General features: G+C 66.7%; 12 protein-coding genes and 1 pseudogene. 8 read left to right on the plus strand and 5 right to left on the minus strand.

What is annotated here, in order from left to right; translation table 11 throughout:
• Nucleotides 1-5: 5 nt before the first annotated feature.
• Nucleotides 6-542 carry a hypothetical protein gene (locus KUW00_RS01150; protein WP_240184265.1) on the minus strand — a complete coding sequence of 179 codons (537 nt, stop codon included), beginning with the start codon at nucleotides 540-542 and terminating at the stop codon, nucleotides 6-8.
• Nucleotides 527-1,549 (minus strand): alpha/beta hydrolase, encoded by a 1,023-nt coding sequence (locus KUW00_RS01155; protein WP_108449478.1) that lies wholly within the window; start codon nucleotides 1,547-1,549, stop codon nucleotides 527-529. The genes KUW00_RS01150 and KUW00_RS01155 overlap by 16 nt, the downstream gene beginning before the upstream one ends.
• A 473-nt stretch (nucleotides 1,550-2,022) precedes the next feature.
• Between KUW00_RS01155 and KUW00_RS01160 the strand changes: the two genes are divergently transcribed.
• Together KUW00_RS01160 and KUW00_RS01165 are read left to right on the plus strand one after the other, a co-directional pair.
• Entirely contained in the window at nucleotides 2,023-4,209 is a 2,187-nt protein-coding gene (locus KUW00_RS01160) for a malate synthase G (protein ID WP_222568041.1), read from the plus strand.
• Between the two features lie 200 nt (nucleotides 4,210-4,409).
• Entirely contained in the window at nucleotides 4,410-4,823 is a 414-nt protein-coding gene (locus KUW00_RS01165) for a PaaI family thioesterase (RefSeq protein ID WP_045993913.1), read from the plus strand.
• 9 nt (nucleotides 4,824-4,832) lie between these two features.
• Here KUW00_RS01165 and KUW00_RS01170 read toward each other — a convergent pair whose 3' ends face one another.
• Complete coding sequence (locus KUW00_RS01170) at nucleotides 4,833-5,225, minus strand: DUF423 domain-containing protein (RefSeq protein ID WP_222568042.1); 393 nt, start codon at nucleotides 5,223-5,225, stop codon at nucleotides 4,833-4,835.
• 106 nt (nucleotides 5,226-5,331) lie between these two features.
• Between KUW00_RS01170 and thiS the strand changes: the two genes are divergently transcribed.
• From thiS to trmB, 3 genes are all read left to right on the plus strand, one after another.
• Nucleotides 5,332-5,532: a sulfur carrier protein ThiS gene (gene thiS, locus KUW00_RS01175; RefSeq protein ID WP_181248714.1), complete on the plus strand. Its 201-nt coding sequence runs from the start codon at nucleotides 5,332-5,334 to the stop codon at nucleotides 5,530-5,532.
• Between the two features lie 86 nt (nucleotides 5,533-5,618).
• Nucleotides 5,619-6,413 carry a thiazole synthase gene (locus KUW00_RS01180; RefSeq protein WP_045993915.1) on the plus strand — a complete coding sequence of 265 codons (795 nt, stop codon included), beginning with the start codon at nucleotides 5,619-5,621 and terminating at the stop codon, nucleotides 6,411-6,413.
• 85 nt (nucleotides 6,414-6,498) lie between these two features.
• Nucleotides 6,499-7,245, plus strand: coding sequence for a tRNA (guanosine(46)-N7)-methyltransferase TrmB (gene trmB, locus KUW00_RS01185; RefSeq protein WP_045993958.1), 747 nt, complete (start codon nucleotides 6,499-6,501; stop codon nucleotides 7,243-7,245).
• A gap of 58 nt (nucleotides 7,246-7,303) precedes the next feature.
• Here trmB and KUW00_RS01190 read toward each other — a convergent pair.
• Nucleotides 7,304-8,251, minus strand: a pseudogene (locus tag KUW00_RS01190) (DMT family transporter); the annotation flags it as partial.
• A 168-nt stretch (nucleotides 8,252-8,419) separates the two neighbouring features.
• Between KUW00_RS01190 and KUW00_RS01195 the strand changes: the two are divergent.
• Nucleotides 8,420-9,349: a LysR substrate-binding domain-containing protein gene (locus tag KUW00_RS01195; RefSeq protein ID WP_045993916.1), complete on the plus strand. Its 930-nt coding sequence runs from the start codon at nucleotides 8,420-8,422 to the stop codon at nucleotides 9,347-9,349.
• 642 nt (nucleotides 9,350-9,991) lie between these two features.
• Here the strand turns inward: KUW00_RS01195 and KUW00_RS01200 are convergent.
• Nucleotides 9,992-10,903: an AEC family transporter gene (locus KUW00_RS01200; RefSeq protein ID WP_222568043.1), complete on the minus strand. Its 912-nt coding sequence runs from the start codon at nucleotides 10,901-10,903 to the stop codon at nucleotides 9,992-9,994.
• A gap of 157 nt (nucleotides 10,904-11,060) precedes the next feature.
• Between KUW00_RS01200 and KUW00_RS01205 the strand changes: the two genes are divergently transcribed.
• Nucleotides 11,061-11,582: a hypothetical protein gene (locus KUW00_RS01205; RefSeq protein WP_124805042.1), complete on the plus strand. Its 522-nt coding sequence runs from the start codon at nucleotides 11,061-11,063 to the stop codon at nucleotides 11,580-11,582.
• On the plus strand, nucleotides 11,579-12,205 hold the full coding sequence (locus KUW00_RS01210) for an SCO family protein (protein ID WP_253554893.1): 627 nt from the start codon (nucleotides 11,579-11,581) through the stop codon (nucleotides 12,203-12,205). Before KUW00_RS01205 ends, KUW00_RS01210 begins: the two co-directional genes overlap by 4 nt.

Raw genomic sequence — 12,205 nt, forward strand, 5'->3', positions numbered from 1 at the left:
AAGCCCTAGAGCGCGTCGGCGTCGAAGGCGCCGCTGATGACCGTGGACCACAGCGCGGCACCGTCGCCGGGGCGGCGCAGGCGGAGTTCGAAGCGGTAGGGCAAAAGCTCGCGGTCAGACAGCGTCAGGCGTGGGCCATCGGCGATCAGTCGGCTATCGACCAGCCATTGATTGGTATCGGCGGCGGGGGTATCACCGGGCTGCCAGTCCAGCACCTGGGGGCCGTCGTCGATCGCCAGCAGGCCACGGGTCAGGCTCTCCTGGACACGGCCGACGCCGAGCTCCAGCCTTTCGTCGACCTTGGGCGGGGACAGCAGCAGCACCTGATCGGCCAGGGTTTCCCCTGCCAGGGCCGGCGCCTCGGCGACCCGCTCGGCCGCCTGTTGGCCAAGGCCCAGCAGCGCCTGGCGCAGCGTCTCGGGGCGCTCGGGGGCGCTGGCACAGCCGGCCAGCCAGACCAGCAGCACCAGCGCCAGCCAGGGCAGCAAGGAGGCGTGGCTGCCGGCGCGGTGTACCGTCTGTCGGGTCAAGCGTCTGGGCATTGAGATGACATCCTTTTCGGTAGAGGCCCTTCACTGAGCTGTTGTTCCAGAAATTGGCGCACTTCGGCGAAAAGGTCCAGACGGATGGCCTCGGCCTCGTTGACCAGATGGTGGCGGGCTTGCGGGTGACAGCAGATGTGCGCCCCGGGAAACTTCTTGCCGAGTACCGCCAGATTCCAGGGCCCGTCCACCGTCAGGTCCTTCTCGCCTTGCAGGATCAGGGTCGGTAGCTGGCACGGGGGCAGCTGCATCAGGCGGGGCATCCAGCGGCGCATGGCGCTGACCCAGCCGGTGGGCAGGCGCACGGGCTGGAGCGGGTCCTGTTCGCGCAGAAAGGTGGCGAAGTCGTCATCATTGGTGTTCGCCCTAAACTTGCGCGGCACGCTGGAGACAAAGGGGCTGACCAGGCGATGGACCCAGGCTGCTCGGGTCCAGCCCCAGGGTCTGACCAGGGGCGCCAGCAGCACCAGCGCCGACCAGTGGCCGTCATCGCCCCGGCTCAGGGCATCGGTGGCCAGGATGGCGCCGCCGGTGCTCTGGCCGACGCCGACCCAAGGTCCCTGGGCCAGGCCGGCTTCGCTCAGGTGCTGCTGAAGCGTACGCAGGCAGTCGCCGTAGTCGGCAAAGTCGTCGATGTCGGCACGATCCCCACTGGACAGCCCGTGTCCCGGCAGATCCCACAGCACCACCGTGAGCTCGAGTTCCAGCAGCAGCTCGAGCAGGTGGCGGTACAGGCCCAGGTGGTCGTAGTAGCCGTGAACCACCACCGCGGTGCCCCGCGGGTGGGGCGGGCGCCATACCTGAGTCCACAGGCGGAAGCGTGGCGTCTCGATATTACCCGCGTGCAGCGTTACCCCTTCGGTGAGCAGGACATCGAGCCGATAGTGCGCCAGATAGCGTTCAAGGGTCGTTGCCATGGCCGGGGCGGCTGTCGCCACCAAGCCTTCGCCTTGTCTTGCCACCGGGGTCAGCCGTTCGATGGTCTCAAGGGGCGTGTAGTCGGTCATAGCGTCCTCCGCTGGGAAGGGGCGGTGGCGTGCGTTGCTCGGCACTCGGTTGTGCTGGGACGGCCAGATGGCGTGGAGGGTAGCGTCATCACCCTGCGCCTGGTTGCACCCTGACCGATCGTTGGCCACCTGCTTCTTCTGACACCGTCCGGAGGCCGTCGTTGCTCACCTGTGCCATGGAGGTATGGCCTTCGGCGTCAGATGAGGGAGTCGCCAGCACACGTCAACACCTTCCTGTCTGGGCTTCCTTGCCTGTTCCATGCTAGCGACCCATCGAGTTCGGCACCACTGTTTCCCAATCGACAAGGCCCTCGAAAGCTCATCATTTGGTCTAGCCTTGAGCGGTAGAGCGGGGTTTTCGGTTTACAAATGGAATGATTTTCCACAAAATCATTCTGGAGCAGTCACCTTTTCCCCTGTCCGGCTGGAAGGTGCCAGGGGGGCACCCAAGGCCCAACGAGGAGCTAGACCCAATGACGCAACGCATTTCTCGCCATCGCCTGCAGGTGGCCGCCGAGCTGGACCAGTTCATCACCGAACAGGCGCTGCCTGGCACGGGGATCGATGCCGATGCCTTCTGGAAGGGCGTCGATGCCATCTTCCACGACCTGGCGCCGACCAACCAGGCCCTGCTGGCCGAGCGCGACGCGCTGCAGCAGAAACTCTCGGCCTGGCACAGTGAGCACCCGGGGCCGGTCAACGACATGGCCGCTTACCAGGCCTTCCTCAAGGAAATCGGCTATCTGGTCGATCCGCCGGCCAAGGTCGAGGTGACCACCGAAAACGTGGATCGCGAGATCGCTTCCCAGGCGGGCCCCCAGCTGGTGGTGCCGGTGAACAACGCACGCTACTCGCTGAACGCCGCCAACGCGCGTTGGGGTAGCCTCTACGACGCGCTGTATGGCACCGACGTGATCAGCGAAGAGGATGGCTGCGAGAAGGGCTCGAGCTTCAACCCCAAGCGCGGCGAGAAGGTCGTGGCTTACGCCCGCAATGTGCTGGACCAGGCGGCACCGCTGGCGACCGGCTCCCACCGTGACGCGGTCAAGTACTTCCTGCGCGATGGCCACCTGGTGGTGTCTCTGGACGGCGGCCGCGAGACCGGCCTGAAGGAGCCGGGCAAGCTGGTGGGCTACCAGGGCGACGCCTCCGCGCCGAGTGCCGTGCTGCTGTCCCACCATGGCCTGCATCTGGAAATCCAGGTCGATGACAGCCACCCCATCGGCAAGACCGACCCGGCCCACGTCAAGGACGTGGTGGTGGAAGCCGCGCTGACCTCCATCATGGACTGCGAAGACTCCGTGGCGGCGGTGGATGCCGAGGACAAGGTGGGCGTCTACGCCAGCTGGCTGGGCCTGATGAAGGGTGACCTCACCGCCGAGGTGGCCAAGGGCGGCAGTTCCTTCACCCGTCGCCTGAATCCGGATCGCGACTACGTCACGCCGGATGGTTCCGAGCTGACCCTGCCGGGACGCTCGCTGCTGTTCGTGCGCAACGTGGGTCACCTGATGACCAACCCGGCAGTGCTCGACGCCGACGGCAACGAAATGCCCGAGGGCATTCTCGACGCCATCATGACGTCGCTGATCGCCCTGCATGACCTCAACAAGGGTGACGATCAGCCGCGCAACTCGCGCACCGGCTCCGTCTATATCGTCAAGCCGAAGATGCACGGTCCCAAGGAAGTGGCCTTCGCCAACACCCTGTTCGGGCGTGTCGAAGACCTGCTGGGCATGGCCCGCAATACCCTCAAGATGGGCATCATGGACGAGGAGCGCCGCACCTCGGTCAACCTCAAGGCCTGCATCAACGAGGCCACCAGCCGGGTGGTGTTCATCAACACCGGCTTCCTCGATCGCACCGGTGACGAGATGCACACCGCCATGGAGGCGGGCCCCATGCTGCGCAAGGGCGACATGAAGGGCGCCGACTGGATTCAGGCCTACGAGCGCAGCAACGTGCTGGTCGGACTGGCCTGTGGCCTGCGCGGACGCGCCCAGATCGGCAAGGGCATGTGGGCCATGCCGGACCTGATGGCGGCGATGATCGAGCAGAAGATCGGCCATCCCAAGTCGGGCGCCAACACCGCCTGGGTGCCGTCTCCCACCGCTGCAGCGCTGCATGCCCTGCACTACCACCAGATCGACGTGGCCCAGGTCCAGCGCGAACTCGAGGAGCTGGACGAAAGCGAGCAGCGCGATGATCTGCTCAAGGCGCTGCTGACCGTGCCGGTGGTCGCCTCTGCCGACTGGAGCGACGACGAGATCCAGCAGGAGCTCGACAACAACTGTCAGGGTATCCTCGGCTACGTAGTGCGCTGGGTCGAGCAGGGCGTCGGCGCCTCCAAGGTGCCTGACATCCACAACGTGGGCCTGATGGAAGACCGCGCTACCCTGCGGATCTCCAGCCAGCACATCGCCAACTGGCTGTACCACGGCGTAGTCGACGCGGCGCGTGTGGAAGAGACGCTCAAGCGCATGGCCAAGGTGGTGGACGGTCAGAACGAAGGCGACCCGGCCTACACCCCGATGAGCCCTGACTTCGACAAGTCCACCGCCTTCCAGGCGGCCAGCGACCTGATCTTCAAGGGGCGTGAGCAGCCGGCCGGCTACACCGAGCCGCTGCTGCACCACTGGCGTCAGGTCCACAAGGCGAAGTAACACACTCGGGACGCCACCGAGTACGCCAAGCAAACGCCGCGATCCAGGCGGCGTTTCCCTGGACACACCCCCGGGACTCCCCGGGGGTGTGTCGTTGTGTCGAGGGGAAAGCGCACAGCAGCGAGGGCGTTGAGGCGTCGTATCCGGGCTTGAGTTATGGTGAAGCTATCACGAGCCGGATTGCCTTCAGGGAGAGAACCATGACCGTGATGACCGCCGCCGCCATCGAGGACTTTCTGGACGACGTCTTTCCCCAGCGCATGGGCACCATCGAAGCCGTCTCGGAGATGCGGGCCACCATGAGCCTGGCCATCGAGGATGAACACTTGCGGCCCGGCGCCAGCGTTTCCGGCCCGACCATGATGGGACTGGCGGACGTCTGCCTGTACGTGGCCATCCTGGCCCAGATCGGGCCGGAGCCCATGGCGGTCACCAGCAACCTCAACTGCCACTTTCTACGGCGCGCCCGGGGTGATCGCGATCTGATCGCCAACGCCCGCTTGATCAAGCTGGGACGCCGCCTGGCGGTGGGTGAGGTGGAGTTGTTCTCTGACGGAGACGAGGCGCCGGTGGCGCACGTGACGGCGACCTACGTACTGCCCGATAACGACTGAGAGGCTATCTCACACGCGGGCTCGCCATAGTCCCCAGGCCAGCGCCAGCCAGCCAAGCAGCAACAGCACGCCGCCGAGCGGTGTGATCAGCCCCAGTGGGCCGAGCCCGACGCCGTAGAGCCCGGCCAGGGCCATGGCGTACAGCGACCCCGAGAACAGCAGGATACCTGCCGACCACAGCCTCAGTGCCGTCAGCTGGGCGGCCAGCGGCTGCTGGGCCCGCCAGGCCAGCAGCGCCAGGCCTGCCAGGGTGTGCCAGGCCTGGTAGCGCACCCCGGTGGTAAAGGCGGCGGTCAGACGCTCAGGCAGGCGACCGTCGAGGCCATGGGCGGCGAAGGCGCCGAGCGCCACCACCATGGCGCCGGACAGGGCGAGGGTGATCCACCAGTGACGATCCGGCATCGAGGCTCCTTGACGACGAGAGAGAGGAATCTGCCCTCAACCGTACCCCGCGGCGGCCCGAGCCGCTACAATGTTGCCCCCGCGACATCTTGATAATGAGGTGGCCATGCAGATTCAGCTAAATGGTGAGCCCCACGCCCTCGACCGCGAGCAGACCGTGGCGGAGTTGATCGACGCCCTGGGTCTGGGCGGGCGCCGCATCGCCGTCGAGCTCAACGAGGACATCCTGCCGCGCAGCCAGCACGGCGAGACCCGCCTGGCGGATGGCGATCGCATCGAGATCGTCCATGCCATCGGCGGCGGCTGAGGCGAACCACCCGCCAGCAGATACTGACGACTATAGAGGTGCCGCTCGAAGGCGGCCTGGTTCCGTTTCGTGAGAAGGACTTGAGCATGACCGACATCTTTCAGGACAGCCCGCTGCGGGTCGCCGACCACGCCTTTTCCTCGCGTCTCTTGGTGGGCACCGGCAAGTACAAGGACTTCGACGAGACCGGCGAGGCGATCGCCGCCAGTGGCGCCGATGTCGTGACCTTCGCGGTGCGTCGCACCAACCTGGGTCAGGAGGCCGGTGAGCCCAACCTGCTCGACGTGGTGCCGCCGGAGCGCTATACCCTGCTGCCCAATACCGCCGGTTGCTACAACGCCAAGGATGCCGTGCGCACCTGTCGGCTGGCGCGGGAACTGCTCGATGGCCACAAGCTGGTCAAGCTCGAGGTGCTGGGGGACGACAACACCCTCTATCCCAATGTGGTGGAGACCCTCAAGGCCGCCGAGACGCTGGTCGCCGATGGATTCGACGTGATGGTCTACACCAGTGACGACCCCATCGTCGCCAGGGAACTCGAGGCCATCGGCTGCTGCGCGGTGATGCCGCTGGGCTCGCTGATCGGCTCCGGCCATGGCATCCAGAATCCGCACAATGTGCGCCTGATCATCGAGCAGGCCAAGGTCCCGGTGCTGATCGATGCCGGCATCGGCACCGCCTCCGAGGCAGCCCTGGCCATGGAACTCGGCTGTGACGGCGTGCTGATGAACTCCGCCATCGCCCACGCGCGCCAGCCGGTGCTGATGGCCGAGGCCATGAAGCATGCCGTGCAGGCGGGACGCCAGGCGTTTCTCGCCGGTCGCATGCCGCGTCGCGGCGCCGAGGCGTCATCGCCGTTCGCCGGCCGCATCAACGCCTGAAGCCAGCAGGAGCGGCAAGGCCCGGCCTGCCGCTCCTGCTCAGCTTTCTCGCCCTGACACTTTCACCACGCCCCCAGACATCATCATGACCGACCAAGATCGCCCCGACGAGGGCAAGACCACCGGCCCGGAAGGACCGGACGCACCGCTGCATCGCCGTGGTATCAAGAGCTATGTGCTGCGGGCCGGGCGCATGACCCAGGCGCAGACCCGTGGGCTTGAGGAAGTCTGGCCGCGGCTGGGACTGACCCTCGCCCAGGGGCGCCAGGACCTCGATGCGCTGTTCGGCCGCCAGGCGCCCAGGGTGGTCGAGATCGGCTTCGGCATGGGAGCCTCGCTGATCGAGCAGGCCGAGACCCATCCGGACACCGACTTCATCGGGATCGAGGTGCACGCCCCGGGCGTCGGCAAGTTGCTCGACGAAGCCGACAAGCGTGGGCTGACCAACCTGCGGGTCTACCGCGAGGATGCCCTGGCGGTGCTGGAGCAGTGCCTGCCCGAGGGCAGTCTGACCACCCTGCAGCTGTTCTTCCCCGACCCCTGGCCGAAGAAGAAGCATCACAAGCGGCGCATCGTCCAGCCGGCGTTCGTCGAGCTGGTGCGGACTCGTCTGGCCAGCGGTGGAACCCTGCACATGGCCACCGACTGGGAAGCCTACGCCGAATGGATGGCCGAGGTGATGGAGGCAGCCCCGGGCTACCTCAATACCGCGACCCCGGAGACGGCGCCCTATGTGCCGCGTCCCGACTTTCGTCCGCTGACCAAGTTCGAGGCGCGGGGCGAACGGCTCGGTCACGGTGTCTGGGACCTGATCTTCCGCCGCGTCGACTGACGCCGGCATCGGCGGCGCGGCCCTGGCCGCGTCGCCCGGCCGCCAGCGCCCACAGGGCGCCACCCAGCGACAGCACCAGTCCCGCCAGGCCCAGCCCATCCGGGCGCTCGCCGAACAGCGAAAGCGTCATCAACAGCGTCACCGCCGGGGTCAGCGCGATCAGCGCCGAGGTCGGGGTCACCCCGAAGCGCCCCAGGCACGCCACGAAGAAGCCGTAGCCACCGAAGGTGGCCAGCACCACCAGCCAGCCAATGGTCAGCCAGGCGTCCAGCGTCGCCGGAGGCAGCGCCGGCAGGCCTGGTTCGAGCATCACCGCCGCCAGCATGAACACCAGCGTTGCCGCGCTCAGCTGCAGCGCCAGGCGGGTGATCAGTGACAGCGGCACCACACCGCCATTCTCCTCGCCGGGCCTGGCGGTCGCCGGCGGCGTCAGGATGCTGCCGATCGATACCGCGGCGACCGCGACCAGCGGCAGCAGGTAGGCCCACCAGGGGGCGCCGCCGACGCTGCGCATGTCGCCAGCGATCATCGCCATGGCGCCGAGCGTCGCTACCCCCATGCCCCACCATTGTGCGCTGTCGCTGCGCTCCTTGAGCAGGTGCCGTGCCAGTAGCGCCGCCGCCAGCGGCTGCAGCGCGCCGATCAGCGCCGCCACCGAGGCGCTCACACCTTCGGCCACCGCCACCAGCATCGTCAGCAGGTAGACGCCCACCGTCAGACCACCGGTGAGCAACTCGTGGCCTGCCTGGCGCCAGCTCGGGCGATGCCCCGGATGGCCCAGACGACAGACCACCAGCGCCCAGGCCAGCAGGGTCGCCAGGGCAAAGCGCCAGGCATAGAGCCCCATCACCGGCACATCCAGGTCCACCGCCATGCGACTGCCGACGAAACCGCTGCTCCAGCAGACCACGAAGCCCGTGGCGACCATCAGGGCACCCGAGTGCTTGCCCAGTTGCCGGGGAAGCTGGTGGAGCAGGGGGATCAGGCGGGGTAGCAGCGTCTGCATGGGGCCTCCTTGAGCACGGGTGGATGACGGCAGCGCTGGACAAAGGAAGCGCTGGATGAGCAGTCTGCCGTGGTGCTAGCCTTTCGAGTAGCGAAACGTTTTTCACGCTGACTTCAATAATATTGAAGTCTTCGGGTAGGGTGGTCTGGCGCCATAGGGGGAGCAACGATGACCGAGAACACGGGAGCGGCGCTGGATCTGGAGGCGCTGCGCAGCTTTGTGACGGTGGCCCAGCAGGGCAGTCTGGCGGCGGCGGCGGAGTTGCGACACCGCACCGTCAGTGCCTTGAGCATGCAGATCAAGCGCCTCGAGCAGCGTCTCGATGCGCGCCTGCTGATCCGTGGGCCGCGCGGAGTGTCGCCGTCGCCGGCCGGCGAGGCCTTGCTGCAGGAGGCGCGTGAGCTGCTGCGCCAGCACGACGGCCTGGTGGCGCGACTGACCGGACAGGGACTCAGCGGGCGGGTGCGCTTCGGCATGCCGGAGGGCTACGCCCCGCATCTGGTCGAGCAGGTGCTGCCTGACTTTCTGGCCAGCCACCCCAATGTGCTGCTGGAGGCGGTCACGGCGCCCAGCGGAGAGCTGGCCCGGCGCCTGGAGCGCGGTGAGCTGTCGCTGGCGGTGGCGCTGGACCGTCCGCATCAGCTGACCAATGGCGAAACGCTGTGGCAGACCTCGCCGGTGTGGGCGGCGTCCCGTGAGTTTCGCGTCGCCGACGAGGCGCCGTTGCCGCTGGCGCTGCATCCGCTGGACTGCCCATTCCGATCGCTCGGGGTCGAGGCCCTGGAGAGTCAGGGGCGCGACTGGTACGCGGTCTTCACCAGTACCAGCATCCATGCGGTGGAAAAGGCCGTGGAAGTCGGCCTGGCCGTGAGCATCCTCGATCGCCAGCGGCTGACGCCGCGCATGCGCGTGCTGGATGAGGCCGAGGGGCTGCCCCACCTGGGTACCAGCGACGCCTGCCTGTACTTCAGCCGGCGCATCGCCGCCGCCTCATGGCCGGCGGTGGAAGCCCTGGCGGGGCTCTTGCGCCAGCGTCTGAGCGGTGCAGGCCCCTGGGCTGCGAATAGCCGCGAGGCCAGGCCGCTGGCACTGGGGTGAGATGAACGAGAGCGGTGAGACGCAGGGAGCGGTGCGACGAACAGGAGCCAACGCCTTGGGGCAAGGTTGACCAGAAGCCTCGATGGCCAGAAAAAAGAAAACCGCTCCCGGGGGAGCGGTGAAAGGACCGTGACTAGCAATGAGGAGGAGAAACCAGATAGCGACTGGCAATGTCTGGTATCTGGCGCCGGCGACTCATCAACGCCGACAACCTCAGCGTAAATCATTCTCATTTTCTTCGTCAAGCGTAACGAGAATATTTTTTATTAAGGCAGTGTGTCCGCTCACACTCGCTGGCTTTCTGCCAAGGGAGACGCATGCGAGGGGCGGCGCCAAGACAGCAGGCGAAACCGGGCAGAGGCTCGGGATGGCGGAATCAAGCGGTGGCAGGACGTCTTGAGCAACGAGGCGACGGAGCGCTGGCCGCGGGACTGAACCAAGCGGCCATGAAAAAGCCGCTTCCAGAGGGAAGCGGCGCAAGGACCGTGACTAGCAATGAGGAGGAGAAACCAGATAGCGACTGGCAATGTCTGGTATCTGGCGCCGGCGACTCATCAACGCCGACAACCTCAGCGTAAATCATTCTCATTTGTTTCGTCAACACAAACGAGAATCTTTTTTAATAAAGCCTCGCCTGGCCCCTCAGGTCAGCTGCATCCACAGCGGCAGGCTGATCATCGCCGCCAGGGTCTGGGCGGTGATCAGTCCGGCCATCAGCTCAGCGTCACCGCCCAGCTGGCGTGCCAGAATATAGGCGGAGGTGGCGGTGGGCAGGGCGGCGTACAGCAGCGCCACATCCTGGCTGACAGGGTCGAGGCCCAGCAACCACGCCAGCACCAGCACCAGCGCCGGCATCAGCACCAGCTTGACCAGGCTCGAGACCCACAGGCCAAGATCGCGCCTCAGCAGGGCCTGGGGTCGCAGTGCCACCCCTACGGCCACCAGCCCCAGCGGCAGCGCCGCGCGTCCCAGCAGCTCCAGGGTTCCCGCCGACCAGCCCGGCAGGCCGATACCCGAGAGATTGAGCCCGATGCCGATCAGGCAGGCGAGGATCAGCGGGTTCTGGGCCAGGGCGAGCAGTGAGCGCCATAGACCCGAGCGACCTAGGGTGCCCGCGGCGATAAAGGTCAGCACGCACAGCACATTGACCGTGGGAATCATCAGCGCCAGGGCCACCGCTGCCACCGTGGCGCCCTGGGGACCGTGCAGCGCAGCGGCGCCGGCGACGCCGACATAGGTGTTGAAGCGCACCGCGCCCTGGAAGACAGAGGTAAAGGCGGCGGCGTCGAGATTCAGGCGGGGCTTGAGCCACCACAGCAGAGCGGAGAGCACCAGCATGGTGCCCAGCAGCACCAGGGCGAGCTTGGCCACCGGTACCTGGCTGATGTCCGCCCTGGCCAGGGTCGCCACCAGCATGGCGGGAAACAGCAGAAAGTAGATCAGGCGCTCCATGCGCGCCCAGAAGTCCCCGCCTGGGATGCGTCCGACACCCAGCACGGCGCCAAGCAGGATAAGCAGAAAAAGCGGGCCCAGGGCCGCAGTGATGGAGGCCATGTACGTTCCTTGTCCGGGCGAGGCCGGTGGCAGAATAGTGCGCCGTCGAGCGTGAGTAAGCGCGCGTTGACGGCTGCGACATTGTCGCGCAGGGGGCGTCGGAGTTTTGCTGATAAGCTTACCCTACGCCCATTCCCTTTGGAGGCAGCCCTCCGACATGCATTCGCGCCAGTCCCCAGCCTCGCGCGGCGCCCGTCGTCCTCGGCTTCGCCTGCTGATCACGGTGACCGTGGTCACCTTGCTGATCGCCCTATGGTACCTGCTGCGCTACGAGCTTGGCGATCACCAGGAGACGACCTGGTATCCGGCCGCGCCCGGCTGCGATCTGCACCAGGGGCCCTGCGGCGTCGGCCTCGAGGAGGATGAGCGGCTGACCCTGGCGATCCCGGTGGAGGGCGACATTCGCCCGCTGGAGTCGTTGCCCCTCGAAGTGCGCGTCGACGGCGTGGAAGCGCAGAACGTACGGGTGGTGTTCGAAGGGGTCGGCATGGACATGGGCGAGCATCGTTTCCATCTCGACGCCGTGCAAGGCGGCGAACCGGGCCGCTTTCAGGGGGTGGGACAGCTCGGCATCTGCACCCGTGAGCGCATGACCTGGCGTGCCCGGGTCAGCTTCGATGCGCCGCGTGGGCGTCTCGGAAGTACCTTCGATCTGGACGTGGAGCGAAGCCTGCCATGACCCGACGGCAACGACAGCAGCAACGACGACACGGCTTCGATCGACGGACCCTGGGGCTGGTCCTGGCGGCGGTGGTGATGCTGGCGGCGGCCCTGTTGTGGACCTTCAAGCCCTGGCAGCCCGCCGAGCAGGACGGGCTGGTCGCTGGTGAGATACGCCTGGCGTCGACCGTGGGCGACTTTGCGCTGAGTGATCTCGATGATGACCAGCTGGCGGTGATCTTCTTCGGCTACACCTGGTGTCCCGACGTCTGCCCCATGAGCCTGGCGGTGGTGCGCCAGGCGCGCCAGGCACTGCCCGAAGAGCAGCGTCGGCGGGTGGTGCCGTTGATGATTTCGGTGGACCCCGAGCGTGACACCCTGGAGCGGTTGTCGGAGTACCTTGAGGCCTTCGGCGACGACTTCATCGGCGCCACCGGTAGCCAGGCCGAGCTTGCCGATATCGGCGAGCGCTACGGCGTCGTCTGGCGCAAGGTCGAGACGCCGGAATCCGCCGTGGAGTATCTGGTGGATCACTCGGCCTCGCTCTATCTGGTGGACGCCAGCGGCGAAATCATCGAACGGGTATTGCATGCGCCGACCCCGGGGCCGCTCTCGGCGGCGCTGGATCGGGTGTTGAACTAA

The organism is Halomonas sp. DP5N14-9 (assembly GCF_019802175.1).
Lineage (GTDB): Bacteria > Pseudomonadota > Gammaproteobacteria > Pseudomonadales > Halomonadaceae > Halomonas > Halomonas litopenaei.

What these genes read in the sequence shown, in the direction of transcription:
- KUW00_RS01205 (WP_124805042.1), top strand. Translation starts at nt 11,061, where the DNA reads ATGCATTCGCGCCAGTCCCCAGCCTCGCGCGGCGCCCGTCGTCCTCGG.
- thiS (WP_181248714.1), top strand. Translation starts at nt 5,332, where the DNA reads ATGCAGATTCAGCTAAATGGTGAGCCCCACGCCCTCGACCGCGAGCAG.
- KUW00_RS01170 (WP_222568042.1), bottom strand. Translation starts at nt 5,225, where the DNA reads ATGCCGGATCGTCACTGGTGGATCACCCTCGCCCTGTCCGGCGCCATG.
- trmB (WP_045993958.1), top strand. Translation starts at nt 6,499, where the DNA reads ATGACCGACCAAGATCGCCCCGACGAGGGCAAGACCACCGGCCCGGAA.
- KUW00_RS01210 (WP_253554893.1), top strand. Translation starts at nt 11,579, where the DNA reads ATGACCCGACGGCAACGACAGCAGCAACGACGACACGGCTTCGATCGA.
- KUW00_RS01150 (WP_240184265.1), bottom strand. Translation starts at nt 542, where the DNA reads ATGCCCAGACGCTTGACCCGACAGACGGTACACCGCGCCGGCAGCCAC.
- KUW00_RS01200 (WP_222568043.1), bottom strand. Translation starts at nt 10,903, where the DNA reads ATGGCCTCCATCACTGCGGCCCTGGGCCCGCTTTTTCTGCTTATCCTG.
- KUW00_RS01195 (WP_045993916.1), top strand. Translation starts at nt 8,420, where the DNA reads ATGACCGAGAACACGGGAGCGGCGCTGGATCTGGAGGCGCTGCGCAGC.
- KUW00_RS01155 (WP_108449478.1), bottom strand. Translation starts at nt 1,549, where the DNA reads ATGACCGACTACACGCCCCTTGAGACCATCGAACGGCTGACCCCGGTG.
- KUW00_RS01180 (WP_045993915.1), top strand. Translation starts at nt 5,619, where the DNA reads ATGACCGACATCTTTCAGGACAGCCCGCTGCGGGTCGCCGACCACGCC.
- KUW00_RS01160 (WP_222568041.1), top strand. Translation starts at nt 2,023, where the DNA reads ATGACGCAACGCATTTCTCGCCATCGCCTGCAGGTGGCCGCCGAGCTG.
- KUW00_RS01165 (WP_045993913.1), top strand. Translation starts at nt 4,410, where the DNA reads ATGACCGTGATGACCGCCGCCGCCATCGAGGACTTTCTGGACGACGTC.